Annotated in this window: 28 protein-coding genes; 25 read left to right on the forward strand and 3 right to left on the reverse strand. The window is 38.9% G+C overall.

Going from position 1 to position 26,524, the window contains the following annotated elements; translation table 11 throughout:
* Positions 1–112 precede the first annotated feature (112 nt).
* The 6 genes from cdaS (at position 113) to ACEVFT_RS01005 (ending at position 5,046) form a co-directional block, all read left to right on the forward strand.
* Positions 113–733 carry a sporulation-specific diadenylate cyclase CdaS gene (cdaS, locus tag ACEVFT_RS00980; RefSeq protein ID WP_205444155.1) on the forward strand — a complete coding sequence of 207 codons (621 nt, stop codon included), beginning with the start codon at positions 113–115 and terminating at the stop codon, positions 731–733.
* Between the two features lie 99 nt (positions 734–832).
* Positions 833–1,276: a MarR family winged helix-turn-helix transcriptional regulator gene (locus tag ACEVFT_RS00985; protein WP_205444153.1), complete on the forward strand. Its 444-nt coding sequence runs from the start codon at positions 833–835 to the stop codon at positions 1,274–1,276.
* A gap of 58 nt (positions 1,277–1,334) precedes the next feature.
* The gene (locus ACEVFT_RS00990; protein WP_342443751.1) at positions 1,335–2,276 is read left to right on the forward strand and encodes a ring-cleaving dioxygenase; all 942 of its coding nucleotides are present in this window, start codon (positions 1,335–1,337) and stop codon (positions 2,274–2,276) included.
* A gap of 16 nt (positions 2,277–2,292) precedes the next feature.
* A complete protein-coding gene (locus ACEVFT_RS00995) occupies positions 2,293–3,348 on the forward strand; it encodes an LLM class flavin-dependent oxidoreductase (protein ID WP_393947702.1) in 1,056 nt (351 codons plus the stop codon).
* A 13-nt stretch (positions 3,349–3,361) separates the two neighbouring features.
* On the forward strand, positions 3,362–3,928 hold the full coding sequence (locus ACEVFT_RS01000) for an NADPH-dependent FMN reductase (protein ID WP_393947659.1): 567 nt from the start codon (positions 3,362–3,364) through the stop codon (positions 3,926–3,928).
* A gap of 443 nt (positions 3,929–4,371) precedes the next feature.
* On the forward strand, positions 4,372–5,046 hold the full coding sequence (locus tag ACEVFT_RS01005; RefSeq protein ID WP_393947661.1) for a serine/threonine protein kinase: 675 nt from the start codon (positions 4,372–4,374) through the stop codon (positions 5,044–5,046).
* Between the two features lie 101 nt (positions 5,047–5,147).
* Here ACEVFT_RS01005 and ACEVFT_RS01010 read toward each other — a convergent pair whose 3' ends face one another.
* Positions 5,148–5,591 carry a hypothetical protein gene (locus ACEVFT_RS01010; RefSeq protein ID WP_393947662.1) on the reverse strand — a complete coding sequence of 148 codons (444 nt, stop codon included), beginning with the start codon at positions 5,589–5,591 and terminating at the stop codon, positions 5,148–5,150.
* Between the two features lie 224 nt (positions 5,592–5,815).
* On the opposite strand from ACEVFT_RS01010, the gene ACEVFT_RS01015 reads away from it, so the two are divergent.
* On the forward strand, positions 5,816–6,031 hold the full coding sequence (locus ACEVFT_RS01015; RefSeq protein WP_205444145.1) for a DUF3955 domain-containing protein: 216 nt from the start codon (positions 5,816–5,818) through the stop codon (positions 6,029–6,031).
* 380 nt (positions 6,032–6,411) lie between these two features.
* Positions 6,412–6,690 (forward strand): DUF1450 domain-containing protein, encoded by a 279-nt coding sequence (locus tag ACEVFT_RS01020; protein WP_393947664.1) that lies wholly within the window; start codon positions 6,412–6,414, stop codon positions 6,688–6,690.
* A 48-nt stretch (positions 6,691–6,738) separates the two neighbouring features.
* Here ACEVFT_RS01020 and namA read toward each other — a convergent pair whose 3' ends face one another.
* Both namA and proC read right to left on the reverse strand, forming a co-directional pair.
* Positions 6,739–7,749, reverse strand: a complete 1,011-nt coding sequence (gene namA / locus ACEVFT_RS01025; protein ID WP_393947665.1) for an NADPH dehydrogenase NamA — start codon at positions 7,747–7,749, stop codon at positions 6,739–6,741.
* Positions 7,750–7,797: 48 nt separating this feature from the next.
* Entirely contained in the window at positions 7,798–8,601 is an 804-nt protein-coding gene (proC, locus tag ACEVFT_RS01030; RefSeq protein WP_205444141.1) for a pyrroline-5-carboxylate reductase, read from the reverse strand.
* A gap of 347 nt (positions 8,602–8,948) precedes the next feature.
* On the opposite strand from proC, the gene ACEVFT_RS01035 reads away from it, so the two are divergent.
* The 17 genes from ACEVFT_RS01035 to ACEVFT_RS01115 all read left to right on the forward strand — a co-directional run bounded on the left by ACEVFT_RS01035 (position 8,949) and on the right by ACEVFT_RS01115 (position 26,495).
* The gene (locus tag ACEVFT_RS01035; RefSeq protein ID WP_393947667.1) at positions 8,949–9,938 is read left to right on the forward strand and encodes an MBL fold metallo-hydrolase; all 990 of its coding nucleotides are present in this window, start codon (positions 8,949–8,951) and stop codon (positions 9,936–9,938) included.
* A gap of 8 nt (positions 9,939–9,946) precedes the next feature.
* Complete coding sequence (locus tag ACEVFT_RS01040; protein WP_205444139.1) at positions 9,947–10,702, forward strand: SDR family NAD(P)-dependent oxidoreductase; 756 nt, start codon at positions 9,947–9,949, stop codon at positions 10,700–10,702.
* A gap of 109 nt (positions 10,703–10,811) precedes the next feature.
* The gene (locus ACEVFT_RS01045) at positions 10,812–11,606 is read left to right on the forward strand and encodes a MerR family transcriptional regulator (RefSeq protein WP_393947669.1); all 795 of its coding nucleotides are present in this window, start codon (positions 10,812–10,814) and stop codon (positions 11,604–11,606) included.
* Between the two features lie 74 nt (positions 11,607–11,680).
* Entirely contained in the window at positions 11,681–12,487 is an 807-nt protein-coding gene (locus ACEVFT_RS01050) for a CPBP family intramembrane glutamic endopeptidase (protein WP_393947671.1), read from the forward strand.
* A gap of 289 nt (positions 12,488–12,776) precedes the next feature.
* The gene (locus ACEVFT_RS01055) at positions 12,777–13,970 is read left to right on the forward strand and encodes an argininosuccinate synthase (RefSeq protein WP_004231366.1); all 1,194 of its coding nucleotides are present in this window, start codon (positions 12,777–12,779) and stop codon (positions 13,968–13,970) included.
* An 81-nt stretch (positions 13,971–14,051) separates the two neighbouring features.
* Positions 14,052–15,431, forward strand: a complete 1,380-nt coding sequence (argH, locus tag ACEVFT_RS01060; RefSeq protein ID WP_393947672.1) for an argininosuccinate lyase — start codon at positions 14,052–14,054, stop codon at positions 15,429–15,431.
* A gap of 203 nt (positions 15,432–15,634) precedes the next feature.
* Positions 15,635–16,012: a carboxymuconolactone decarboxylase family protein gene (locus ACEVFT_RS01065; RefSeq protein WP_393947673.1), complete on the forward strand. Its 378-nt coding sequence runs from the start codon at positions 15,635–15,637 to the stop codon at positions 16,010–16,012.
* Positions 16,013–17,394: 1,382 nt separating this feature from the next.
* Positions 17,395–17,772: a GntR family transcriptional regulator gene (locus tag ACEVFT_RS01070; RefSeq protein WP_205444134.1), complete on the forward strand. Its 378-nt coding sequence runs from the start codon at positions 17,395–17,397 to the stop codon at positions 17,770–17,772.
* A gap of 7 nt (positions 17,773–17,779) precedes the next feature.
* On the forward strand, positions 17,780–18,859 hold the full coding sequence (locus tag ACEVFT_RS01075; protein ID WP_393947675.1) for a DUF1648 domain-containing protein: 1,080 nt from the start codon (positions 17,780–17,782) through the stop codon (positions 18,857–18,859).
* A 13-nt stretch (positions 18,860–18,872) separates the two neighbouring features.
* The gene (locus ACEVFT_RS01080; protein ID WP_393947677.1) at positions 18,873–20,156 is read left to right on the forward strand and encodes an alpha/beta hydrolase; all 1,284 of its coding nucleotides are present in this window, start codon (positions 18,873–18,875) and stop codon (positions 20,154–20,156) included.
* Between the two features lie 11 nt (positions 20,157–20,167).
* Positions 20,168–20,482, forward strand: a complete 315-nt coding sequence (locus tag ACEVFT_RS01085) for a DUF3784 domain-containing protein (RefSeq protein WP_393947678.1) — start codon at positions 20,168–20,170, stop codon at positions 20,480–20,482.
* A 145-nt stretch (positions 20,483–20,627) separates the two neighbouring features.
* Positions 20,628–22,637 carry an AraC family transcriptional regulator gene (locus tag ACEVFT_RS01090; protein WP_393947680.1) on the forward strand — a complete coding sequence of 670 codons (2,010 nt, stop codon included), beginning with the start codon at positions 20,628–20,630 and terminating at the stop codon, positions 22,635–22,637.
* A gap of 198 nt (positions 22,638–22,835) precedes the next feature.
* Entirely contained in the window at positions 22,836–24,023 is a 1,188-nt protein-coding gene (locus ACEVFT_RS01095; protein WP_393947682.1) for a hypothetical protein, read from the forward strand.
* Positions 24,024–24,041: 18 nt separating this feature from the next.
* Positions 24,042–25,217: an amidohydrolase gene (locus ACEVFT_RS01100; protein ID WP_205444125.1), complete on the forward strand. Its 1,176-nt coding sequence runs from the start codon at positions 24,042–24,044 to the stop codon at positions 25,215–25,217.
* Between the two features lie 103 nt (positions 25,218–25,320).
* Entirely contained in the window at positions 25,321–25,473 is a 153-nt protein-coding gene (locus ACEVFT_RS01105) for a YpzG family protein (protein WP_004231380.1), read from the forward strand.
* 126 nt (positions 25,474–25,599) lie between these two features.
* Positions 25,600–26,136 carry a hypothetical protein gene (locus tag ACEVFT_RS01110; protein WP_393947685.1) on the forward strand — a complete coding sequence of 179 codons (537 nt, stop codon included), beginning with the start codon at positions 25,600–25,602 and terminating at the stop codon, positions 26,134–26,136.
* Positions 26,137–26,156: 20 nt separating this feature from the next.
* On the forward strand, positions 26,157–26,495 hold the full coding sequence (locus ACEVFT_RS01115; protein WP_393947686.1) for a cupin domain-containing protein: 339 nt from the start codon (positions 26,157–26,159) through the stop codon (positions 26,493–26,495).
* Positions 26,496–26,524 lie beyond the last annotated feature (29 nt).

Below are 26,524 nucleotides of genomic sequence, written 5' to 3' on the forward strand. Positions count from 1 at the left end.
AACGACTTCCTATTCAACATAGTAGGAAGTCGTTTTGCTTAAAAGAGAATAAAAAACATATAGAGAGAAAAACTAGCGTAAACAGTGATGAAATGAAGAGGTGTGGTATCATATGGATCCAATAAATTGTGATTTTTCACCAATGAAAGAAACATTAAAAGATGAGCTTCTCCAAGTGATCCTGTCCTTACAGCAGAGTGTGCAGGAAATGGATACAGATGCAAATTGTCTCCTCGGTAATTTTGAGAAAATTAAAGAGAAGTTTATGACAATTGAAATGAAAGCTGCAACGTTCTATTTAAATTGTTATCTTTCCCCGTTTACTGAAAAGTATCCAGAGCTATCACATAGTGTACAAAATATGTCTTTAAGAAGACATGGTGGTTTAATTGTCATCCAACGTCAAGATACTTTAGAGAATCTGATTCAGCCTGGTATTCATATTGGGGCAGATTTAACCCATTCTTTATTAGAATCTATTTTCTTCCCTGGTAATCCGCTTCATGATGGTGCTGTACTTGTCAATCAAAATCAAATTGAGTCAGCAGCAAATGTACTGCCATTGTCAGAGCGTTATACAGGGGAAAAGAAATTAGGAACAAGACATCGTGCAGCGCTGGGATTGAGTGAGGTTAGTGATGCGCTGGTAATGGTTGTATCCGAAGAAACAGGGAGAATTTCTTTTGCTCTTAAAGGCAATTTATATCCTGTGACAACACCTGGCATTATATAGGGAGTCTCCCTATGTTATAAAATATCTTGAATTCGAGATAATTCTCTTGCGGAAGTATCACTTGCGTGGTAAAGTGATAGCTGAAGAGAGGATGAAGTGATGAGAAATCATACATTAGGTACCTTAACGTGGATTCGTATGATGCGTTTTACAACGCAAAGTAATCAGTTATCGAATGAATTTTTAAAACGTTTTGATTTAACGACAGCTCAATTTGATGTGTTAATCCAAATCAAAACATATGCCCCGCTTACACAGTGTCAATTAGCAGAAAAAGTAACTGTAACGCAAGGTGGCATGTCTCGCATGCTAGCACGACTGGAAAAAGAGGGGCTAATCGAGCGTAAACAAAATTGGAAGACGAAAACCATCTCATTGACATCCAAAGGGGAGCAAATGATTGATGCAGCAACACCTAGTCAACTTCACTTCCAGTCCTCATTTTTTGAAGAAGTATTAACAGCTGAGGAAATAAAATCTTTATATATTGCGATGACAAAGCTTGAAAAACATAGCCGAGAAAAAAAATTGCCGCCCGTGTAATTTTTTTTGTGAAATCACTTGCTTAGTCAAGTGAAAATGATGAGGAGGAACAATTATGATGAACAAATTAAGCGGACACCATCATATCTCTATGCTTACGAAAAATGGTAAACAGAATAATCATTTCTACACAACTATTTTAGGGTTACGACGTGTAAAAAAAACGGTGAATCAAGACGCACCTTCTATGTATCACTTATTTTATGGAGACTTAACAGGAGCAGCGGGTACAGAATTAACATTTTTTGAAATGCCTGTTGCAGGACGTACAGTACGAGGGACGAATGCTATTACTCGCATTGGCTTACTTGTACCTAGCTACGAAAGTTTACTTTATTGGAAAGAACGTTTTCAACAGCTGGAGGTAAAACATAGTGACATTACGACATATGCAGGGAAAGATGCCTTATTTTTTGAAGATCATGAAGGTTTACGGATGGTATTGTTAAACCATCAAGGACAAGAAACGCCTGCGCAATGGCAACCATGGGATGGAAATGATATACCGAAGGAACACCATATTTTAGGTATGGGTACTGTTGAAATCACGGTGCGTTATTTACAAAGAACGGTCAATTTATTACAAGATTTATTTCACTATACCGTTGTTGCAGAAAAGGACAAAGAAACGGTCCTACAATCGATAGAAGGGGAAGTGCTTGGAGAGATTGTTGTCAAAGAATTAGAAGGGCCAAGCGAGAAACCTGGTAAAGGCAGTATTCACCATCTTGCGTTACGCGTTGCAACTGTCGAGGAATTACAGCAATGGGATAGCAAAATTAAGGAACTAGGATTGGATAGTACAGGTGTTGTTGATCGTTATTATTTCCAAAGCCTTTATTTTAGAGATCGCAACGGTATTTTATTCGAAATGGCGACAGACGGCCCAGGATTTACTGTGGATTCAGCAGTCGAAGAACTTGGCAAAGAGCTAGACCTCCCGCCATTTTTAGAAGAGAGACGTTCAGAAATTGAAGCCATTTTAGAACCACTAGAATAAGGAGAGATAACACATGATGGAAAAATATCGTATAGATCAAACACAAGGGCTCGAATTTGGGCTGTACTCTTTAGGTGATCATATCCCTAATCCCTTAACAGGTGAGCGTATTTCTGCGCAGCAACGACTAAAAGAGCTAGTCGAGGCAAGTCAATTAGCAGAGCAAGCGGGAATTGATGTATTTGGCATAGGTGAAAGTCATCAGTCTTATTTTACAACACAGGCACATACGGTCGTGTTAGGTGCTATTGCCCAAGCCACTTCGACCATTAAATTGTCTAGCTCAGCAACCGTATTAAGTGTTTCAGACCCTGTACGAGTATATGAGGATTTTGCCACAATTGATTTATTATCAGATGGTCGTGCAGAAATTGTAGCGGGACGTGGTTCACGTGTAGGTGCCTATCACTTACTAGGTGTTGATTTACAAGATTATGAAGAAATCTTTGAGGAAAAATTAGAGCTTCTTATGAAAATCAATGACGAGGAGCTTGTGACGTGGGAAGGGCAATTCAGAGCCCCCCTCCATCATGCACAAATTTTACCGCAGCCAAAAAACGGCTTGTTGCCAATATGGCGTGCGGTTGGTGGACCACCTGCCAGCGCTATTAAAGCAGGCTATATGGGCATTCCGATGATGCTTACAACATTAGGTGGACCTGCTATCAACTTTAAACCATCTGTTGATGCCTATCGAGAAGCGGCAGAGCGCAAAGGCTTTGACCCAAATGAATTACCTATTGCCACAACAAGCTTGTTTTATGTAGCAGACACAACAAAAGAGGCATTGCAAGGCATGTACCCACATTTAAACGGTGGTTTCCAAGCGATTCGTGGCGGGGGCTATCCAAAGCAACAATTTGCACAAGCGCCTGATACACGTGATGCTTTAATGGTGGGCAGTAAAGAGCAAATTATTGAAAAACTACTTTATCAGTACGAACTATATGGCATGCAACGCTTTATGGCACAAATCGATTTTGGTGGCGTACCATTCGAAAAAGTGATGAAAAACATAGAAATCATTGGCAATGATATTATGCCAGCGATAAAAAAACACACAGCAAAATAAGGAGTGGTGCATCATGAAAATTGTCGCACTTGCGGGTTCTATTGTCGGGTCAAAAACAAGAACTGCTACACAAAAAATAGTCGAGATGTTACAAGAAAAATACCCAGAGCATGAAGTAACATTACTAGATCTTGCTAACTATCAGTTAGTATTTAGTGATGGTCGTAATTACTTTGACTATGAGGGCGATACAAAATATGTCACTGAAACTATCATGGAAGCAGATGCAATTGTGATTGGGACACCAACATTCCAAGCATCTATTCCAGCTACATTAAAAAATATTTTTGACCTTTTACCTGTCAATGCCTTCCGCGATAAAGTCGTCAGTGTCATTGTTACAGCGGGTACATCCAAGCATTATTTAATGGTGGAACAGCAACTAAAGCCGATCCTTGCTTATATGAAAGCGCACATCGTTCCGACCTATGTATTTATAGAAGAAAAGGATTTTTTACGTAAAGAAATTGTTAATGATGATGTCCTTTTTCGTTTAGAACGGTTAGCGGAGGATACAGTGATGGTTACAGATGCTTTTGCAGAAATTCGTGCCAAAAAGGATGCAGAATATGATTTTTAAAGATTAATAGATGAAACGCTGTGTAAGTAGTCTGACACAGCGTTTCTTTTTGCGTCAAGGCTAGCTATAAGTTCGTGACAATCATGATAAAAAATAAAACGTTACTACCAAATCACTTTGAGTTTTTAATAAGGGTGGTTAAGGGTAAATAGAGGATAGAACTGGTTCTTCTGTAGCTAACGAAGCCGTATACTTCCACAAGGAGAAATGTATATAGGAACTTCTATTAGTTCCCAACGTTTTAAAATTAAAGAGAACATGTAGGAAACTTGAGATATAAGTGTGACATTTAGAATGTGGTGAAAAAAGTATGGAGATAGTACCCTCTACTCTTTAACGGGGTTAGTTAAAGAAACTGAATATTATTAAGGGCGATATAGAATCCCTACTAAAGTAATTAGATAGTGTAGTTTTCTTCAATGCAAATGATGGGAGAGATGGAAATGGAAAACGACTGGGACAAAGCTATAGGTTCTCTTTCTAAAATAAACGTTTTTTCAAATTCAAATAATGAGTCGGTAACCATAAGTGGTGAAGCTGATGATTTGAAGTGTATAGGTGTTGGGACAGATGCGGCTGTTTTTCAATCTCTTTCCGCCCCAGCGTATGCATTTAAACTATATGCCAAAGACAAAGTGCACAAAGTAAAAGTTGAAGCAAATGTTTATCAAATATTAGGAGATTCACCTTTCTTTTCAACATGCTTTGCTACACATGGCGAATACCTTGTTTTAAGTTACGAAGAAGGAAAAACGCTCTTTGATTGCATTCTACAAGGTATTCACATTCCAAAACAGGTTATAAATGAAGTGGAGGATGCAAGAGAATATGTTCGGAAAAAGGGCCTTAACCCTCGTGATATACATTTGAAAAATATTTTGCTCCAAAATGGAAGGGCAAAAATAATTGATGTCTCTGAGTACACACTACAAGGTAATGATTATCGATGGGAGCATTTAAAAAAAGGATATGAGCAATATTATCATTTAATAGATGGGAATTCTGTGCCGTTTTGGTTAGTAGAAACAATACGAAAGTGGTATAACCTGCGTGGAAAGAATACTTCATATGAAGAATTTACAAAAAATATTTTAAAATTTTTGTTGAAAAATAATTGAACTTACGGGAGCTACCTTTTACGAGATGATTTCATTTTGGTCAGTTTAATAGAAATAAAGAAAACAGACAACATAATTTCATTGACTGTTTTAAAAACTACTTATTCGCTTATAATAGTGGGTTCATCGAATGAGACAATATCAATAATATGGTCTAAACAAACAATCTGATAATGGAATAGCTCCTTGTAGGAATAGATATCGAGAGCTATAGTTCCTTTACTTATGAAATCTAAATAAGTTGATTTTGTAAAAAGACGTACTGAGTTACCCAAGAAATCATCTTCTTGATTTACAAAATGAAATGATTCGTCAAAAACAGTATAGGCTACATATGAATCGAATTCTATATGTATGACCGGTAATGTCTTATCAATTTCAATAGGATAGACATCATTTATTGTATTTTCCTCAAAACTTATATCCTCGCTTTCGGAGCTAACGGAAGCTCTAGAAATAGAAACTCTCAAAGAGTTTGTCCCTGGCTCTACTATATTATCTAAAAACAAATAACCTTTCCATTGCATTAAATCTTCATAGTTCATACAAATCACCCTTCCAAATTATCACTAGAGATAATGGTCATTTTATAGTTAGAATTTCAAAATGTCAATTTAGGATTGGTTGAATTAGAATAAAAATTTATTGTTTATCAATAAAAAATAATTGACTTAGAATATATTTTGGATTTATGATTGTTACAACAAGTTGTAGAAAGATGCAGTGGAGGAATTAAACATAAAAATATTTAGGAGAGAGGAAATAAGTTATGAAAAAATATATTTTTGCATTAATGCCAATCATATTAGGCGTACTTAGTTTTTTAATCTTTATGGTGAAAGGGAGTAATGTAGCACCTGATGGTACATTAGAAGAACCATTCTTTCTTATTCCAATAGGATTTTTATTGTTATTTATTGGATTTATATGTGTTGTAGGGGTGGCGTTAAATTCGGTTATTAAAAAGACACAATACGTTAAATAATAGATAAAACAACCAGGTCATACATAAGAGACTTGGTTGCTTTTAATATTGACATAATAAAAGCGCTACATTTGTGTGGAAGTTTATGTTTACACGATTTATGGATTAGACTGATGATTTAATTGAACAACATAAATAGCTATTTTAGTTGATCGCAGAATAGCACTTGAAGGTTTTGAATGATAAGTTTGTGACTGCCTTTTTTCAAGGCAGTCATTTTCGTTTAATGGTTGTACATTAATTTCATAGGAAAAACTTATGTTTATTGAGCAGAAAGATTAATAGTATTTTATGAAAATTATTTTGCTTAACGATACAGTTTTCATTAAGTTTATGGAATTGTGGTATGATCGTTTTTAGAGAGTAGGGGGTCAATAAATATGGTATTTTCTCTTTTTAAAAAAAAGAAGGAACCACAGCAACTAAAAAATAGAGTGGAGTTTTGTATCACTAATTTATCTCTTGGGGCAGCAGATGCGTATGATGTATTAGTAGAACGTGATGGTATTGAGATAGAGGAATCTGGTTGTACATCCCACTGTGAAATCTGTGAGCAAGGTATTTTTGCCATAGTCAATGGAGAAGTAGTAACAGCTGAAGATGCAGCGTCATTGGTGCAGGCTATTGATGAAGAATTAAAACAAAATCCACTTTTCTAATTGAAAAACAGCTTGCTGGATAACAAGCTGTTTTTTGATGAAATTGATTTACCAGCCACGCACGTATTGTACGGGAGGTTGCACGTCTTCTCCTAGTTCTTTGGCTGCCTGTAGTGCCCAATAAGGGTCTCGTAATAAAACACGCGCTAAAAATATTAAATCTGCACGATTATTTTGAAGAATCTCTTCGGCTTGAATGGCTGTTGTAATAAGACCAACTGCGCCCGTAGGAATATCAGCCCCATGCTTAATCTCTTCTGCATGTGTTACTTGATAGCCTGGAAAGACATTGATAGCTGCTGGTACAACACCGCCTGTTGACACATCGACTAAATCAACACCTTGAGATTTCATCCAGCGGCTAAAAACAATAAAATCATCCATTGTTGTGCCATCTTCCGCGTAATCTTCCGCAGAGACACGTACCAATAATGGTCCATTCCATACACTGCGAACCGCATCGATGACTTGACGCAGAATACGATAACGATTTTCCTGTGAACCACCGTATTGATCTTGACGTTTATTCGTAGCAGGTGATAAAAACTCGCTAATTAAATAGCCATGTGCGCCATGAATTTCGAGTACATCAAAGCCAGCCTTAGCGGCACGAACCGCTGCTTGTTGAAATGCCTCGATGACATAATGAATGTCCTCTTCTGTCATTTCTGTTGGCGTTTTATAGTCTGAACTAAAGGCAATAGCTGATGGGGCAAAAATTTCGCCATCCACTGTTGCTTTACGACCAGCATGTGCAAGCTGGATGCCTGTTTTAGCACCGTAAGCTTTCATTCCTTCAACTAATTGACTTAATCCTTCAATATGTGCATCATCCCAAATCCCTAAATCCTTATTTGAGATACGACCTTCTGGCACAACACCCGTAGCTTCTAAAATGATTAAGCCTACTTGACCAGCTGCACGTGTCGCATAATGGACGAAATGAAAGGGTGTCACCATACCATCGTCTTGTGCTGAGTACATGCACATAGGGGCCATAACAACACGGTTTTTTAAGGAGATAGATTGTAATGTATAGGGTTCGAATAATTTACTCAAAATAAAGCCTCCTAATTCCTAGTGATACACTCTATTTTGCACATAATGTTACCCATTTGCAAGTGAACGAGATCGTGCCTCTGCTTCTTTAATACATGCTTCAATGGCTTCATTAAATTGATATTGCTCTAACGCTTGAATTCCAGCCTCCGTTGTACCACCTGGACTTGTCACCTTCTTGCGTAAGACATCTGGTTCATCTACTGATTGCTTGAGCATCTCCGCTGTTCCTGCTAGTGTTTGAGTCATCAGTAAGCGCACCGTATCTTTCGATAAACCTACCTTTGTTCCTACTCGTTCAAAAGCTTCCATTAAATAATAGATATAAGCAGGGCCGCTACCTGAAAGGGCTGTGACAGCATGTAGCTGATCCTCATCGACTTCAATAACGGAGCCAACTGCTTCTAATAATTGGAGGAAAAGGATACGCTGCTCTGCAGATACCTCGTGATTGAATGCAATGCCACTTGCTGACATGCCGATTGTAGCAGAAGTGTTCGGCATGACTCTTGCTACAGGGCGACTCCCTAAAAATTCTGTAATCGTATCAATCGCAATGCCTGCTAAAATGGACAATACAGCAGTGTGCGCTGTAAGTTTAGGCTTTAGATCACACATGGCAGCAATGGCATCTTTCGGCTTCATCGCTAAAATGATAAGGTCTGCCTGTTGATAAATTGCATGATCAAACACGCAATGGACACCATATGTTTCATGTAAGAAATGTAAACGTTCTTTGTCAGAGCGATTGGTGACGTATATTTCCTGAGGTGTGAACACCTTTTGTTTAATCCAGCCTTGCATCAATGCTTCCGCCATTGAGCCTGCACCGATAAATAATATTTTTTTCATGAACAAAACCTCCAGTTCAAAATAAAAAAGCGCTCTCGTCCTTATTTAGAAGGACGAAAACGCTCTCGTTTCCGCGGTACCACCTTTGTTTGCCAATTGTTGGCACAACTCTTAGCCCTCTTATCGCAAGGGAAACGGTTATGTTTGCATAACTGCTCAGAAGTAGGTTCGGTAATGGGAGCGGGTGATGTTACTCTCAGCAAATGTAACACTCTCTAACACCTTCACCAGTTACGTACTCGTCTTCCTCAACGCACATAAATAATTAGATTATTCAAAATTATAGTGAGGAAAAGGCAACCTGTCAACAGGAGGATGACGAAAACAGAAAAAACTTGTAAAATAGAATGAATCAGTATTCACAAGTGCGTGAAAAGGGGGAGACAACTTTGTCTATAGTCAAAATAGAAATACCAACACCCTATGCAGTAGGAGATGTCAATGCATTTATTGTAAAAGGCGATGCACTTAGCATTTTTGATGTTGGACCAAAAACAATGGAAGCCTATGATGCTTTGAAATGGGGAATTCGAGCAGCCGGCTTTGACATGCAAGATATTGAACAGGTTGTGTTAACCCACCACCATCCAGATCATGCAGGATGGGTCGATGCCTTTCCACATGCAGAAATTTTAGGGCATGCCTATAATGACAAATGGCTTCGTCATGATGAAGATTTTTTACGTTATCACGAGCAATTTTACAGTGAGCGTTTGTTGGAGCATGGTGTACCACAAGAATATATTTCAAAAAGTGTCCATGTTCGTCGTGAACTGGAGCTTGTGGGTGAACGACCATTAACACAAATCTTGGCGGATGGAGATGAAGTGCCTGGGCATCCAGGATTAAAGGCAATCGAAACATTAGGTCACGCACAAAGCCACTTCATTTTTTGGGACGAAAAAACTCATCATGTGATTGGTGGAGATTTATTACTCGAAAAAATAACGCCCAATCCATTAATAGAGCCACCATTGGATCGTACAGTAGGACGTACAAAATCTTTACTGCAATACAATGCATCCCTTGAAATTCTACGCCAATTACCGGTCAAAAGGATGTATACAGGGCATGGAGCAGAGCTAGAGGATATTCCTGTGTTAATTGATAAACGATTAGAGCGTCAGCACCAGCAATCGATGAAGGTTCTTGAATTGTTAGGCGATGATCAATTAACCGTTGTCCAAGTAACAAAACGCCTGTATCCGGCCATCTTCCAGCATCAGCTTGGTTTAACTTTATCCAAAACACTTGGTCATTTAGATTATTTAGAGGCCAATGAGTATATTACGTCGACGAAGACAGAAGCAGGTATCTATTTATTTCAAAGGAAGTAGGTTTATACATGAATCATCCTAACAAAACGATCTTTGTGACAGGTGCGACAAGTGGGGTTGGCCTAAAAATAACGGAATTATTAGTAGCTCAAGGGCATACCGTTTATGCAACGGGTCGCAATGCCGTTGCACTAAAGGTCCTAGAGCGTTTAGGTGCTCAAGTGATCCAAGCGGATTTAACCAATCTCCATACACTTGATGATGTTTGCGCCCAGCTACCACCGCTTGATGTAGCGATTCTTTCAGCAGGTGTAGGAAAATTCGCTGTAGCCCCTGCTTTACAGGATGAGGAGATTGCGCAAATGATCGAATTAAATGTTAGTGTACCAATCTATCTTACGAAACGATTAGCCGCTAAGATGATGGAACGCAAACAGGGCCATTTAATATTCATTGGTTCACAGGCTGGGAAGGTAGCCACACCAAAAGCAAGTGTCTATGCTGCTACGAAACACGCGATTGTTGGCTTTACCAATGGACTGCGTATGGAATTGGCTCCGTATAATGTCAACGTGACAGCCATCCATCCAGGTCCAATTGATACACCATTTTTAGATAAAGCCAATGATGCAAGTGGCTACCGAGAGTCCTTAGGTCGATTTTTATTATCAGCAGAAGAAGTGGCACAAGCGACGGTGAAAACAATTGATCGTCCAGTTCGTGAGATGAATCTACCACGAATTATGGGATTATCCAGTAAATTATATGCATTAGCCCCTGCGACCATAGAATGGTTGGGCAAATCATTTTTCCATAAGAAATAACAACATTTGAAACTGTAAACATGCTTCACATGCATGTCTACGGTTTTTTCATATTTACATATAATTGTAGCTATAGTAGTGAAGAGGAAGAGCTGAAAAGGAGACTTAAATGTATACAATTGGTCAAGTTGCAAAATTTCTAGGAGTTTCTAGAGATACCTTAAAATTTTACGAAGAAAAGGGATTAGTAAAGCCCCAGCAAAATAGTCAGAATGGGTATAGAACATACAATCATTTTGATATATACGATGTCACAACCGTCAATTTTTATAGAGAAATTGATGTTGAAATTAAAAAGATTCAGGAATTAAGAAAAGGCAAGAGTATAGATGGCATCCAATCATTGTTAGTAGAAAAAGAACAGGAAGTGTTAGAGGAGATAGCTTATAAAAAGCTACAATTAAAAAAGCTCCAGCTTGTAAAAGAGGATTGTCAAAAAATTAGTCAATTTTTAGGAACGTATACTATAAAGGAAATGAAACCATTGGAAATAATGGGCGTAATAGATCATTATACAGCCTATGATGAATATGACTCGTTAAAAGAAAATGCAGACAGTATAAAGAAAGCGGTAATTCTTACATCTTTAAGAAGAGTTATTCGATTCAATGATAGCGGAATGTTAGAAAATAAATTTATGATTGTCAGGAAAGTGGAAAATAGCGAACAACCAACAGAAGGTGAAATTTTATCGCACCCTAAATGTCTTTATACGGTTATAGAAGATGGGCGCTGGTCTACAGGGGGCAAAAATACAGACGACAAAGTAGAGGCTAGTATAAGAAAAGTAGCTAAGGGAAATGGCTATGAGCTTTTAGGGCTTGTTTATATCAACTTATTGCTTACCACTTATGAAGAGGGGCTTGAACGTATTTTTTTAGAAATGTATGTACCGATAAAATAATGGCAAAATGGGTTTGACCTGTGAGCAACCCCCAGGTTTATGCTGAAGATATTCAGATGAAATGGGGGATCTACTTGCGTAGAAAAAAGAAATTAAAAAAACCAGTAGCAAGCTTTATTGTTTTAACCAATATCATTTTTTGGCCACTTTTTTGTGTTGTTGGAGCCGTCAAGCTATTAGGCTATCCGGCTTGGCTATTTGATATCGTACGCTGTCTATCGGCTTGGTCATCCACCTTTGCCTTTGCTCTACTTTTTCCAAGAATCTATCCTGGGCAGCGTTTTATCCACTTTGTCAAACAAAAATTTAAAAGTAAATTGTCATTGTCGGTGATTGTTTCAATAGTGATGATACAAACGGTTATCTTTATCATTATTTTGTTTCTTATCATGAATAATTATGAAGCAACCTCTATTTTTACGCTGTCTTCATGGGGCATGCTGAGTTTTTATTTTGTTAAAACGCTTTTGTCAGGACCACTAGGAGAAGAATTAGGATGGAGGGGCTTTGCGCTGCTTGAGCTTCAAAAGAAGTATTCCCCTTTAATTGCCTCTATTATCATAGGCTTTTGGTGGGGAATGTGGCATTTACCTATATGGCTTACAACAGGGTTTATTGGGATGGATTTAGTCAAATACAGTTTATTCTTTATGCTATCCATTATAGCAACGACCATTATCATGACAGTATTTTATAACATCAATCAGAATTTAATTATTCCTATTATTATTCATCAGCTCTTTAATTTTTTTATCGGCTCCATAAATGGAAACCTAATTGATTTAATTATGTATAATGCTATTTTATATTCGGCGGCGGCCGTTCTACTTATTTTGATTAATCCTAATAAAGTCTTGTATGGGATTCAATCAGAAAAGTAGCTAGAAAAGAATCCAGTTTGTATAATGGATTCTTTTTTGTCGTTCATTGCTAAACTTATATAGTATACATTTCTATATATAGTAAAAAAACGTTTTTTCGAGTTAATATCCATGGATTCCTTCGTGACCTTTTGTCAGGAACGACTTACTTTTGACAATAAAAATAAAAGTCTATTAATTTATAAAAATACACTTGTATTTATTTTTATAACATGATACTATTCGTGTATAAACTTTTAAATGAATGTATAAACATACATATCGATAGAGCAATGGAGGCGCATTTTTAATGGCAAATAAAAAAGTGGTATTAGCTTATTCAGGCGGACTTGATACTTCGGTAGCAATTCCATGGTTAAAAGAACAAGGGTGGGACGTCATTGCAGTATGTCTTGACGTTGGCGAAGGGAAAGATCTTGAATTCGTAAAAAATAAAGCTCTTCAGGTAGGAGCGATTGAATCTTATATGGTGGATGCGAAAGATGAATTTGCTGAAGGATATGCATTAATTTCTTTACAAGCACATACTTGGTATGAGCAAAAGTATCCATTAGTATCAGCACTTTCCCGTCCACTCATCTCGAAAAAACTAGTAGAGATTGCTAATCAAGTAGGCGCAGATGCTGTTGCGCATGGTTGCACAGGTAAAGGGAATGACCAAGTTCGTTTTGAAGTATCCATTAAAGCATTAAATCCAGATTTAGAGGTATTAGCACCAGTACGTGAGTGGGGCTGGAGCCGCGATGAGGAAATCGAATATGCAATGAAGCATAATGTACCGATTCCTGCAACATTGGATTCACCATTCTCAATCGACCAAAACTTATGGGGCCGTGCAAATGAGGCAGGCATCATGGAAGATCCATGGGTGTCGCCACCAGAAGAAGCTTATGGCTTAACAGTTTCTGTTGAAAATGCACCGAATGAAGCCGAATATGTGGAAATCGAGTTTGTAGCTGGTAAACCAGTAGCATTAAACGGAAAAGAAATGAAGCTTGCTGATTTAATTCAAGAATTAAATGCAGTAGCAGGTGCTCATGGTGTAGGACGTATCGACCACGTAGAAAATCGTCTAGTTGGTATTAAATCTCGTGAGGTTTATGAAATTCCAGGTGCAAAAGTGCTGTTAACAGCGCATAAAGAGCTTGAAGATTTAACGCTTGTAAAAGAATTAGCACACTTCAAGCCAGTAATTGAGAAAAAACTTTCTGAATTAATTTACGACGGTCTATGGTTCTCACCATTACGTGATGCTCTTGAAGCATTCCTTGCACAAACACAACAATATGTGAATGGTACAGTACGTGTGAAACTATTTAAAGGACATGCGATTGTAGAAGGACGCAAATCACCAAATTCATTATACAGTGAAAAGCTAGCAACATACTCGAAGGAAGATCAATTCAATCACGCTTCCGCTGTAGGCTTTATCGAGTTATGGGGTCTACCAACTGTAGTGAACTCATCTGTGAATAAAAAGTAATGTTGAACAAGCAAGGTGTGGTGAGGCATTTGTGCTTATACTACACCTTTTAATAAGTAATCGAGGAAAAGGTGAGCTGACATGACAAAACTTTGGGGTGGACGTTTCCAAAAATCAGCAGAAGCATGGGTAGACGAGTTTGGCGCATCCATTGGCTTTGACCAGCAACTTGTGCTAGAGGACCTTGAAGGTAGTGTTGCACATGTCACAATGCTTGGTGCAACAGGAATTTTACCAGCAGCTGACGTAGAGGCCATACTAGGTGGTCTTGCCCAATTAAAAGAAAAGGCAATCGCAGGTGAGCTTGAATTTAGCGTTGCCAATGAAGATATACACTTAAATTTAGAAAAGATGTTAATTGATTTAATTGGTCCTGTCGGTGGCAAACTACATACAGGACGTAGCCGAAATGACCAAGTAGCAACGGATATGCATCTCTTTTTGAAAAAGCGTGTGCAGGAAGCAATTGATTTAATTGTGACGTTCCAACAAACGCTATTAGACAAAGCACAAGAGCATATTGAAACGATTGCACCAGGTTATACGCATTTACAACGTGCACAGCCAATTTCCTTTGCCCATCATTTAATGGCCTATTTTTGGATGCTAGAGCGTGATAAACAACGTTTTACAGAATCCATAAAACGGATTGATATTTTGCCTTTAGGTGCTGGGGCAATGGCAGGGACAACTTTCCCGATTGACCGTTTAAAATCAGCAGAGTTATTAGGGTTTAGCGAGGTTTATGCAAACTCCATGGATGCTGTGAGTGATCGTGATTTTATAGTGGAGTTTTTAAGTCATTCTTCCTTACTTATGGCACATCTATCACGCTTTGCTGAGGAAATTATTATCTGGTCTACAGATGAATTTAAATTTATCGAATTGGATGATGCCTTTTCAACAGGTTCTTCGATTATGCCACAAAAGAAAAACCCGGATATGGCAGAGCTTATTCGTGGTAAAACAGGGCGTGTTTATGGGAATCTAATGGGCTTATTAACGGTGTTAAAGGGCACACCATTAACGTATAACAAAGATATGCAGGAGGACAAAGAGGGTATGTTCGATACCGTTCATACGATTCTTGGTTCACTTAAAATCTTTGAAGGCATGGCTCGTACAATGACTGTCAACACGGAACGTTTACATCAGGCTGTTCACTCTGATTTTTCAAATGCAACAGAGCTGGCAGATTACCTTGCGACAAAGGGGATGCCATTCCGTGAAGCACATGAGGTGACAGGTAAGCTTGTCTTTACATGTATTCAAAAGGGCATTTATTTATTAGATTTACCATTGGAAGAAATGCAACAAGAAAGTGCGTTAATTGAAGCGGATATTTATGATGTACTAGCGCCAGAAGCGGCTGTTCGCCGCCGTCATTCCTTAGGTGGTACTGGCTTTGAACAAGTAAAAATCCAAATTGAGAAAGCTAAAGCCTGTCTTGTAGTTATTTAATTTTTGCGTGCATGTCCTTGAGACTTTTGCATAGATATTCATTAAAGTTGTCCTGTGAGGCACTATGAAAACCTTTATCCTTTTTCAACTGAACCAGAGGGTGACGTGAAAAAGAGAACCTTACATATGTGAAGGACAATCCCCAATTCTGGAGACGCGGAATTGGGGTTTTTGTATAAGTAATTGGTGGGAGGGATAAAGAAATGAATGAACGTTTTACAAAGGGGCTCGAAACAATTAAACAATATGTGACAGAGGAAGAAGCAACACGGATGATCGAATCCGATGCATTAGCCGATGTAGCACCCGATTTACGCAAAATGATTATTGAGTTTGCTTATGGTGATGTCTATTCAAGATCTGGGCTAGATGCAAAAAGTCGAGCACTCGTTGTGATAACAGCAGTTGTTACACAAGGTGCTGCACCACAAACCAAAACGCATATTCAGCGAGGATTACATGCAGGCTTAACACAGACAGAAGTGGTTGAGGCACTTATACAATTAGTACCCTACATCGGTTTTCCAAGAGTGCAAAATGCTCTTACGATAGCACAACAAGTCTTTGCAGAAAAAAGTTAAAGCATGTATAAAAAACAAGGGATGGCTCATAATAAGAGAGGAACCACTTATTAATCTAATCTGATGGGGAGGATGCAGAATGAGTAGTAATAGTCAAACACCCAAAGACCAAGAATCTCAGGAAAGTCCGCCACAACTGTTCAAGGTTGAAGCTTCTTAAATCTTAAGCCTAAAGGTGGAGCAGAAATAATCTGTTTTGCTGTAGTTTAAGATGAAGTGTCAACCAGCCAGTTAAAAATCAAATAGAAGCAATAAGTGTCCATGGATCCAGAATTATTCTGGGTCCTTTTTCGATTCTAGGTTTTCTATTTGAGGTCAAAAGTGCTCATGCTAACATAGAACCCGCTCAAGTTGAGACTGAAAGCGCTCCTAAGGGAAGAGAATCCGCTCTAATGAGAGTCAGAAGCGCTCCTAAGGGAGGAGACCCCGCTCAAGTTGAGACTCAAAGCGCTCCTTAGGGAAGAGAATCCGCTCTAATGAGAGTCAAAAGCGCTCCTAAGGGAGGAGACCCCGCTCGAATTGTTGTCAAAAGCGCTCACCTAAGGAAGGAATCCGCTCTAATTGTTGTCAAAAGTACTCATTCAAGGAAGGAACCCGCTCTAAATGATGGACAAAGCGCTCCTAAGGGAGGAGACCCCGCTCGAATTGATGGACAAAGCGCTCACGTAAGGAAGGACCCCGCTCGAATGGGAGTCAAAAGCGCTCATTCAAGGAAGAAATCCGCTCGAAATGATGGACAAAGCGCTCACTTAAGGAAGGAATCCGCTCAATTAGGAGTCAAAAGCGCTCCTAAGGGAGGAGACCCCGCTCGAAATGATGGACAAAGCGCTCACTTAAGGAAGAAACCCGCTCAAATTGTTGTAAAAAGCGCTCACGTAAGGAAGGACCCCGCTCGAATGGGAGTCAAAAGCGCTCATTCAAGGAAGAAATCCGCTCTAAATGATGGACAAAGCGCTCACCCAAGGAAGGACCCCGCTCCAATTGTTGTCAAAAGTGCTCATCTAAGGAAGGACCCCGCTCGAATTGATGGACAAAGCACTCCTAAGGAAGGAATCCGCTCCAATGGGTGTCAAAAGCGCTCCTAAAGGAGGAGACCCCGCTCGAATTGTTGTCAAAAGCGTTCACCTAAGGAAGGAATCCGCTCTAATGAGAGTCAGAAGCGCTCCTAAGGGAGGAGACCCGCTCGAATAGGAGTCAAAAGCGCTCATCCAAGGAAGGCTCCCGCCCCTATTGATGACAAACCCTCTCCAAAAAAGTAACCACCACACTTAAAAAGTCTTCCCACAAAAAAATTCCTTCATTTGACATTATAGAAAATCTGTATTACTCTATACATAACAGATTTCTGTTTGGTTATTAGTAATACAGATTGGAGGAGTTTTATGCAAATACATTTAGATCCAAGCAGTGAATTGCAGCTTTATAAACAGTTAGCTAATCAATTAATTGAAAGCATTGCGAAAGGGGAGCTGAAAAACGGTGATACTTTACCGTCTGTGCGTGCGATGGCTACGGATTTAGGTATCAATGTCAGCACGGTCAGTAAGAGTTATCATGAACTCGAAGAGAAGGGCTTAATTGAATTAAAGCCGAAAGCGAAAGCGGTCATTATTGGTGGCCAAAAGAGAGAGCTGGAAGAAACGGAGGTTGAAAAAGTCGAAAATGCCTTGAAGCCTATTATGGCAGAAGCTTTTGCACGGGGTTTGGAAAAAGAGCAAATGACAAGTTTGTTCCAGCGAATTTTAAAACAATGGAAGTAGGGGTAGTATGCTTATAATCGTAGGCATCTTTATCATTGTCGGGATTTTAGAAACGCTGACACCACATTTAACAAGAAAATCGATTGTCTTTGGTGTTTCTATACCTGAACCTTATGTTAAACATCCACAATTACAGCTGTGGAAGAAGCATTATAGCCAAATCATCGGAGGGATTGCCGGTTTATTTTTACTAGGCCAAATCGGGCTTTATCTTTCGCCTATGCAAGAGGAGAAGGCGTCTTTAATTTCCTTTATCCTGTTGTATATCATGCTCCTTTTATCATCTGGTCTTTACATGAGTTATCATGTCAAAGCGAAAAAATTAAAGGTGCAGGAGCAGTGGGAGGCGCAAATAAAAACAGTATATGTGACAGATTTGTCTATCCGCCAAAATGAAGAAACCTTGTCATCTATATTTTTTAGCGTACCCATGATCATCACACTGGCATTAATCACTTTTACGTACATGAACTATGAGACAATCCCAGCGGTTTTTGCGACACATTGGAATGGAGCGGGGGAGGTCGATGGTTGGACTGATAAATCATGGCTGTCAGTCGTCAGTATGCCACTTATATTATTGGCGATACAAATCAGTTTTTTCATCATGAACCAAGGCATGAAAAGTGCCAAAATCCAATTGAGCGCACAGGCCAAAGAAGCGTCCATCCATCGCGAGCTAGCTCAGCGTAAATATGGGAGCTGGTACTTGGCAGCCATTAATTTTAGTATGACTATTCTATTTGTTGTTTTACACTATACAACCGTTATTTTACACGACCAAACGGTTCCTTACTTTTTCCCCCTTTTTCTTATCTTTAATGTCGTCACGCTGGGTGGTTTACTAGTGTTCATTTGGAAGCTTAGTAAAAGTAACGAACGTTTTGATGAGGTACATACAAATGAAACAGCTGCGACAGATGATCAATATTGGAAATGGGGTGTTTTTTATTGCAACAAAAATGATCCCTCTTTATTAGTGCCCAAAAAATTCGGGATTGGTTGGACTGTCAATTTTGCGAATAAATGGTGCTACATCTTGATCGGTATAACTTTATTGCCAATTTTATTGGTGATCTTCATATAGAAAGGAAGATTAGATGAAAAAATGGTTATTGTTTTGCTGTACAATTTTATTTTTAGCTGCCTGTGGGCAAAAAGAGGTCACTGCTCAACATCAAGGAACAAAGGGGACAAATGCAATGAATGAACAGTTTATTGGAAAATGGGAAGGAAGTATTGAAACACCAAATGGACCACTACCGATTATCGTGGATTTACAGAAGGATAGTGGCACATTATCTGTTCCAGCACAAGGGTTATCTAATTTTCCATTTCAAAGTGTGACGTATACAGGTGATAAAGTAAAAGTGTCCATTAATTTAAACGGCTCAGCTATTGCCATTAATGGCACAATCAAAAATGAACAAATAGTGGCTACATTTCAACAAAATGGGGGAAAATATCCTTTAATACTAAAGGTTTATAAAGAGCAGCCCGTTACCTATGACACATTAAAGATTCCCGTTCAAAACGGCAATTTAACGGTAGCCTTACAAAAGGCTTCTCCATCTCCATCCCCAGTGGCACTCATAATAGCAGGCTCGGGGCCAACTGATAAAGACGGTAATTCCGCTTTAGCTGGAAAAAATAATAGCTTAAAAATGTTGGCGGAAGGTTTAGCACAACAGGGCATTGCGACGGTGCGTTATGATAAGCGAGGACTTGGAGATAATCAAGCGCTCTTAACAAAGGAAGAGGATGGAACGTTTGATCAATACGTGGATGATGCTGTTCAAATCATCCAAACATTGATGGCTGATAAAGCCTATACAAGCGTCCATGTGATTGGACATAGCGAAGGTTCACTCATTGGTTTACTAGCAGCTCAACAAACAGGCGTAGAATCCTTTGTCTCCATTGCAGGTGCAGGTAGACCGTTGGATGCAGTGCTTTTAGAGCAATTAAAGGGTCAATTAGCACCAAAGTTTTTCAATGAATCCACGAATATTTTGACAGCTTTAAAGCAAGGGGAGCAAGTGAAAAATATTCCACCAGAGCTACAAGCACTTTTCCGTCCATCTGTACAGCCTTTCCTGATTTCTTTGCTAAAGTATCAACCTGCTAATGAGCTAGCCAAAGTAAAAGGACGTGTATTACTGCTACAAGGAACAACGGATTTACAAGTGAAGGAAGCTGATGCCGAAGCATTGAAGAAAGGCAAACAAGAGGCTAAATTGCTTTATCTAGAGGGCATGAACCATGTATTGAAAAAGGCACCAGCAGATCGTGGAGAAAACTTAGCAACCTATGCAGATCCTTCGCTGCCACTTCATGAAGAATTACTACCAGCAATTCAGCAATTTATTAAAAATGAAAAGTAGGATGATGGACTTTGGGTGTTATTGTCTATTTAATTATCATGCTGCCGTTTCTCATCTTCGCCATTGTTTTATCGCAAGGTAAAGGAGCTTTTCTACTTGCAGGCTTTAATACGATGGCACAGGAAGAGAAAGAACGATATGATGAAAGAGCACTGGCAAAATTTATGGGAAAAATGATGTATGGTTACTGTTTTTGTGTTCTTTTATGGATTCTAAACGAAATACTCCATACACAGTGGTTATTTAATGTTGGTCTTGTACTTTTTGTCGCACTTACAATATTTTTATTGATCTATGTGAACACAGGCAATCGTTTCAAAAAATAACAGAGATAAAAAATGGACTTAGTCAATGCGATGACAAGTCCATTTTTTGTCTCATATTTTATGTATGAGAATCGTTATCAACTAGTAGAATTTCTGTTAAACTATAGACATGTTAATGGTTTATTAGAAGGAGTGTTTGACCCTGATGAAATTAAGTGATCATATACTTTTATGGAATCACGCATACATCAAAATAATGGATGTACGATTGACGATAATGGAGCAGGGTGAAGATTTTGGCCCCTATCGATTACCAACCAATGCCTTTCTTTATACAAAAAGAGGTAGTGCCCAAATATGGCTGGATAAAAATAGACATATGGTACACCCGTTTTATGTCCTGCATGCAGGGAAAGGGGTCTATGTAGAGATTGTAGCGGAAAAAGAGCTCGAATACTTCCTGATTTTTTATAAAGCGATTGTCCCGTTACCTAACCGCCAAGAAATAGTCGCCTTATTGGAAAACAATCATCCTTTCCACTATCAATATGCTTTTGCGCCTGCTCATCCACTTGCGTTACTTGATAAAGCAGAGCAGATGAACATGATTTGGCTGCAAAATGATGACAAAGAGCTGAAACATTTACATATAAAATCAGTGTTTTATCAATATGTCTATGAATTATTACGACAAATGCATGTGCAGGAAATTCACCCTGTAAAGCCAGATATTGTAGCGGAGGCAGTTCGCTATATGGAGGAACATGCTCATCAACCTCTGACACTGGATATCATAGCGCAAGAGCTGGGCTGTAGCATCGGTTATTTATCTAAACGCTTTAAAGAAAAAATGCATACGAGTCCTATTCACTACTTGGGTGAAATGCGTGTAAACAAAGCAGCGACTTTACTCGTACAAACAGATGCTACATTGCAGGAAATTGCTGAACATGTCGGCTACCCCGATGGTCATTCCTTGAGCCGAAGTTTTAAACGATATAAGGGCGTATCTCCCGCTCAATTTAAAGTAACATGGAGACAAAAGCGGCAAATGGAAGATGAAGAATTGCCACTTTGGAAAAGAAGATATGCTATTCTCCCAAAACAATTCGAGTGGTATATTGATGATGAAATTGAAAATCATTATCAACGAAAGGGAGTAAATGAAATGTCGAAGTACAAAAGTATGAAAGTAAAGGCGATGACGTTGTTTATGTGTCTATCATTGCTGCTAGCAGCATGCTCAAATACAGCGAATACAAATGGTGCCTCATCATCCGCGACAAAGCAAGTGGAAACGCAAGCGAATAGTGGACAAGAAGCTGTGCAGGAAGGAAAGACAAGAATAGTTTCTACACCAAGAGGTGATGTAGAAATTCCGGCACAACCACAGCGTGTAGCGGCCGATCAGTACATGGGACAGCTTTTAAAACTAGGAATTATTCCAGTTGGTGTCCGCGAAGGGATGTTAGCGGAAGGATGGATTGAAAAAGCAGGGATTCCGCAAGAAACATTAGCTAAAATTGAAAATTTAGGTGGCTTTCCAATGAACCCTGAAAAACTCATTATGCTAGAGCCAGATTTAATCATTGGATCGATTGAGAAAAATATTGAACAATATGAAAAAATAGGCACGACTGTTTTTATTCCTTATTGGGAAGAGCTTTCGACAGCTGGACCATTAGAAAAATTCAAAAGGATTGCTGAAGTATTTGGCAAAGAAAAGGAAGCTGACCAATGGATCGAAGAATATGAACTCAAGGTTGAAGACGCTCGAAAACAAATAGACGGCATCATTAAAGAAGGTGAAACGGTGTCAGTCGTGCAATTAAGCCCTACAGGATTATTTGTATTAGCTGCAGAAGGAGGGAATTATGGTAGTAATACCATTTATCAAATGTTGAAATTACCTCCGACAGAACAGGCATTAAATATGAAAGAGGGGTTTGAAAATATATCTTTAGAGGTACTGCCAGAATATTTAGGCGATCATGTATTTGTCTATGTAAACTCGCAAGAAGATGCAGAGGAAATTTTGAACAGTCCAATTTGGCAGGGAGCACCTGCTGTTAAAAATGGCAATGTTTATATGTATGGCGAGTTTGGGGATGAATTTGTGATGGAAGATCCTTACTCGTTAGATCTTCAGCTTGAGAAAATTGTTAACGTTTTATTGGAAAAAAATAGCGCGCAAAACCAAGTAGAGCCATTATAATATGGTTCTATTTTTTTATGAAAGCGCTTTATGAAAATTCTTTAAAATCTAAATATTTGGATAATCGTAATTTTAGTGTCACGAATATGCTCGTTCATACATTATTTTTCTTCTTTTCTGTAAAAATAGAATTTTAAGAATAATTAGTATTATCATAGATGACATTAAAAAATTACTAAGTTAGGAGAATTCTTTGATATGTCGCAAATGTTAGCACTGACGATAGTACTTGCTATTCTTTACATCGGAGATATCGTAGCAACAAGAACGAAGGCGTGGATTCCATCTGTGTTCGTCTGTGCGGTATTATTTTTAATCGGCTATTGGACGTTCTTCCCGAAAGATATTGTGAGTATTGCCGGGATTGGTCCAGTCGTTGCCACGATGTTAATGTATTTATTAATTACCAATATGGGTACACTTCTGTCCCTTAAGGAATTGAAAAACCAGTGGAAAGCCATCGTTATTTCTTTAGCTGGTATTGTAGGCATCATCGCCATATTATTTACTATTGGTGCCATGATTTTTGATTTAAAAACGATGATTGTTGCGGTTCCACCATTAGTAGGTGGCGTTGTGGCTGCCCTAGTCATGTCAGAAGGTGCTTCTGCAGCTGGCTTAGAGGATTTAGCGGTCTTTGCCATTGTGATTTACGTAATTCAAGGTTTTGCAGGATACCCCATCACGTCCATTGTATTGAAGCGTGAAGCAAAACGTTTATTAAAAGAACACCACCAAGGGAATTTACAATCGGTGACACAGGAACAGGAAGAGGTTGAACAGTCCTCTGAACAACCTAAATTATTTAGAAAAATCCCTTCTAAATACAATACAGAATACTTTAAATTTTTCCGTTTAGCGTTTGTTGGATTATTAGCTTATGGTACATCAACCGCATTAGCACCTATTGTAACAGTCAATGCATTAGTGCTGTGCTTAGTATTTGGTGTACTTGCATCCACATTTGGGTTTTTAGAAAGACAACCATTGCAAAAAGCAAATGGTTTCGGTTTTGCTATTATGGGTTTAATGCTCTTTATATTTGATGGCTTAAAACAGGCATCCCCTGAAATGCTGATGCGTATTATTGTGCCATTAGTTGTGTCAATTATTTTAGCGGTAATTGGTATGTATATTTTCTCTTTCATCGCAGGGAAAGTTTTAAAGGTCAGCCCGAATTTAGCGTTTGCTGTATCCTTAACAGCGCTCTATGGGTTCCCAGCGGATTATATTTTAACAAATGAAGTAGTGAAATCGTCCACAACCGATGAAAAAGAACGTGAAATGCTATTAAGCCATATGTTGCCTCCGATGCTTGTTGGCGGCTTCATCAGTGTAACGATAACATCCGTTATTTTAGCAGGTATTTTTGTCAATTGGCTATAAAAGAAGGAGAGAGTGAGCATGAATAAAATGAAACAAACTATTGCGGAATTAAATAGTGAGCTTGTGGCGATTCGTCAAAAATTGCATAGTGAGCCAGAGCTTTCTTGGGAAGAATATGAAACAACGAATTATGTAGCAGCGTATTTAGATAACCTTGGTATTCCATATAGACGAACAGAGCCAACAGGCATTATCGCTGAGTTAAAAGGAGGCAAGGAAGGAAAAACAGTTGCCTTGCGTGCGGATATGGATGCATTGTCAGTTTATGAAATAACAGAAGATATTCCGTATCGTTCTAAAACGGATGGTAAGATGCATGCCTGTGGTCATGATGCGCATACAGCCATGTTGCTGATTGCAGCTAAGACATTACATACGGTACAAGATGAAATCGAAGGAACAGTTCGTTTTATTTTCCAACCAGCTGAAGAAGTAGCTACAGGCGCAAAAGCGATGGTTGAGCAAGGAGCAATGAAAGGTGTAGATAACGCCTTTGGTATTCATATTTGGTCACAGATTGACACAGGAAAAATCCAGTGCAATAAAGGGCCTGCCTTTGCCTCTGCTGATATTTTCAAAGTGCGCTTTAAAGGGCAGGGCGGACATGCTGCAGTACCACATGATGCCATTGATGCCGTAATGATTGCTTCAACGTTTGCTTTAAATGTCCAAACGGTTGTGTCACGTACAGTCAACCCACTTCGACCTGCTGTTCTTACGATTGGGAAAATGGAAGTAGGCACACGCTTTAATGTAATTGCAGAAGATGCCATTTTAGAAGGGACTGTGCGCTGCTTCGATAAAGAGGTTCGTTCACATATCGAAGCGCAAATTCGTCATTATGCCGAGCAGGTTGCGTCACTTTATGGTGGCACAGCAGAGGTTGTTTATGAATATGGTACACAAGCCGTCAACAATGATGTGGCAAGTGCCAACTTGGTTGAGCGCCTCACAGCTGAACATTTTGGCGCAGAAGCTTATCATATTGATGATCCAACAATGGGTGGAGAAGACTTTAGCTTTTACTTAGATGAAGTACCTGGCTGCTTTGCCCTCGTAGGCTCAGGCAATACAGAAAAGGATACACGCTGGGCACACCATAATGGCCATTTTGATATTGATGAAGATGGTTTGCGCGTTGGAGCCGAATTATATGTACAATACGCGCTAACATGGTTAAGAGAAAATAAATAATAAGAAGTAAACATGCTTGTTTTGATTAGTATAAATTCACCTTGGCTGGTCATAATAAAGAAGATTTCACTTATGAAATCTATAATGATGAGGAGGATGAAAAATGAGTAGGTTCGAACAACTAGACCCCAAATCTCAAAAAATCCACCGCAACTGGTCAAGGATTAAGCGATCCAAATCGCAAGTAAATGGTGAAACGGAGATTACTCTCCATAACCGTCTCTTGCGAAGTGAAGCAAAGGCCCGTCAGTTTTAATCATGCTAGAAAAGTAAGTGTCATCAAGCCCAGAAAAAAATTCTGGGTTTTTCTTTATGCGTAAAATGAGAAAGATGTATAATATTGTAAGGAAGTGATTTTTAACAGAAAAAGGAGAGGAACACGATGACCATTCCTATTCCAACTTATTTACAGCCATTTGCAGGAAACATACAATTTGTAGATGGCGTTGAATCGCAGTTTCACCTTCAATCTAGCGCAGGCAATGAACAATTTGAAATTTGGTATCATGGTGATTTGCTAATGATTGAAGGAGAGGAAATGCCTTTTATTACAGGCTCAGCTACTAGAATCGTTGCTAAAGATCCTTTAACAGCAGAGGAAATATTGCTGTTTGATGCTACGCTGCATGGTTATAATGCGCTATTTTGTGAGGAGTATACCGAGGAGCACCGTGACAACCGACCATTGGAGAAATATATTTTGCCTGTAACAGAAGTTGTACTATCATTTTTCTATAATATCGACTATGACGAAGAAATAGACGACTATGAGGTAGATGAACAAGAAAATGTACGGCTTATAAATGGAGAAGCGGCTAACTGGGAAACGATTAAAAGAAATGGCTATGATGCATTTGCTTTTTATTTCAAAAAAGAAGATGGGACACTTTTAGCATTTGCTGAAGAAGAACTAGCCTAATACGAAAGGATTTTCGCGCAATGCAAATCATACAATTTACACAAGATTTAGCAAATCCAATTCATCAATACCAATCCATCGATACATTCTATAGAAAAATCACGAAAACGGAAGTGCCTACGACGATCGGTTTCATCTATATTGAGCCAGGTGGCGTAGTTGGGATGCATGAAGCTCCCGTTCCACAGCTATTTATTGTTATCAATGGCGAAGGATGGATTAGTGGTGAAGATGGTGAAAAAATCACAATAAAAACAGGACAGGGCGTGCTATGGCATCATGGCCAACCGCATGAATCTGGCAGTATAACTGGGTTAACAGCACTTGTTATCCAAGCCGAGCAAATTCATCTTACATAATTAAAAGTGTAACGGTAGCTGCAAGAACC

Source organism: Lysinibacillus sp. PWR01, from assembly GCF_043359455.1.
GTDB classification, from domain to species: Bacteria; Bacillota; Bacilli; order Bacillales_A; family Planococcaceae; genus Lysinibacillus; species Lysinibacillus fusiformis_F.

Coding starts and splice junctions, on each gene's coding strand:
- cdaS (WP_205444155.1), top strand. CDS start 113: ATGGATCCAATAAATTGTGATTTTTCACCAATGAAAGAAACATTAAAA.
- ACEVFT_RS00985 (WP_205444153.1), top strand. CDS start 833: ATGAGAAATCATACATTAGGTACCTTAACGTGGATTCGTATGATGCGT.
- ACEVFT_RS00990 (WP_342443751.1), top strand. CDS start 1,335: ATGAACAAATTAAGCGGACACCATCATATCTCTATGCTTACGAAAAAT.
- ACEVFT_RS00995 (WP_393947702.1), top strand. CDS start 2,293: ATGGAAAAATATCGTATAGATCAAACACAAGGGCTCGAATTTGGGCTG.
- ACEVFT_RS01000 (WP_393947659.1), top strand. CDS start 3,362: ATGAAAATTGTCGCACTTGCGGGTTCTATTGTCGGGTCAAAAACAAGA.
- ACEVFT_RS01005 (WP_393947661.1), top strand. CDS start 4,372: ATGGAAAACGACTGGGACAAAGCTATAGGTTCTCTTTCTAAAATAAAC.
- ACEVFT_RS01010 (WP_393947662.1), bottom strand. CDS start 5,591: ATGAACTATGAAGATTTAATGCAATGGAAAGGTTATTTGTTTTTAGAT.
- ACEVFT_RS01015 (WP_205444145.1), top strand. CDS start 5,816: ATGAAAAAATATATTTTTGCATTAATGCCAATCATATTAGGCGTACTT.
- ACEVFT_RS01020 (WP_393947664.1), top strand. CDS start 6,412: ATGGTATTTTCTCTTTTTAAAAAAAAGAAGGAACCACAGCAACTAAAA.
- proC (WP_205444141.1), bottom strand. CDS start 8,601: ATGAAAAAAATATTATTTATCGGTGCAGGCTCAATGGCGGAAGCATTG.
- ACEVFT_RS01035 (WP_393947667.1), top strand. CDS start 8,949: ATGAATCAGTATTCACAAGTGCGTGAAAAGGGGGAGACAACTTTGTCT.
- ACEVFT_RS01040 (WP_205444139.1), top strand. CDS start 9,947: ATGAATCATCCTAACAAAACGATCTTTGTGACAGGTGCGACAAGTGGG.
- ACEVFT_RS01045 (WP_393947669.1), top strand. CDS start 10,812: ATGTATACAATTGGTCAAGTTGCAAAATTTCTAGGAGTTTCTAGAGAT.
- ACEVFT_RS01055 (WP_004231366.1), top strand. CDS start 12,777: ATGGCAAATAAAAAAGTGGTATTAGCTTATTCAGGCGGACTTGATACT.
- argH (WP_393947672.1), top strand. CDS start 14,052: ATGACAAAACTTTGGGGTGGACGTTTCCAAAAATCAGCAGAAGCATGG.
- ACEVFT_RS01065 (WP_393947673.1), top strand. CDS start 15,635: ATGAATGAACGTTTTACAAAGGGGCTCGAAACAATTAAACAATATGTG.
- ACEVFT_RS01070 (WP_205444134.1), top strand. CDS start 17,395: ATGCAAATACATTTAGATCCAAGCAGTGAATTGCAGCTTTATAAACAG.
- ACEVFT_RS01075 (WP_393947675.1), top strand. CDS start 17,780: ATGCTTATAATCGTAGGCATCTTTATCATTGTCGGGATTTTAGAAACG.
- ACEVFT_RS01080 (WP_393947677.1), top strand. CDS start 18,873: ATGAAAAAATGGTTATTGTTTTGCTGTACAATTTTATTTTTAGCTGCC.
- ACEVFT_RS01090 (WP_393947680.1), top strand. CDS start 20,628: ATGAAATTAAGTGATCATATACTTTTATGGAATCACGCATACATCAAA.
- ACEVFT_RS01095 (WP_393947682.1), top strand. CDS start 22,836: ATGTCGCAAATGTTAGCACTGACGATAGTACTTGCTATTCTTTACATC.
- ACEVFT_RS01100 (WP_205444125.1), top strand. CDS start 24,042: ATGAATAAAATGAAACAAACTATTGCGGAATTAAATAGTGAGCTTGTG.
- ACEVFT_RS01105 (WP_004231380.1), top strand. CDS start 25,321: ATGAGTAGGTTCGAACAACTAGACCCCAAATCTCAAAAAATCCACCGC.
- ACEVFT_RS01110 (WP_393947685.1), top strand. CDS start 25,600: ATGACCATTCCTATTCCAACTTATTTACAGCCATTTGCAGGAAACATA.
- ACEVFT_RS01115 (WP_393947686.1), top strand. CDS start 26,157: ATGCAAATCATACAATTTACACAAGATTTAGCAAATCCAATTCATCAA.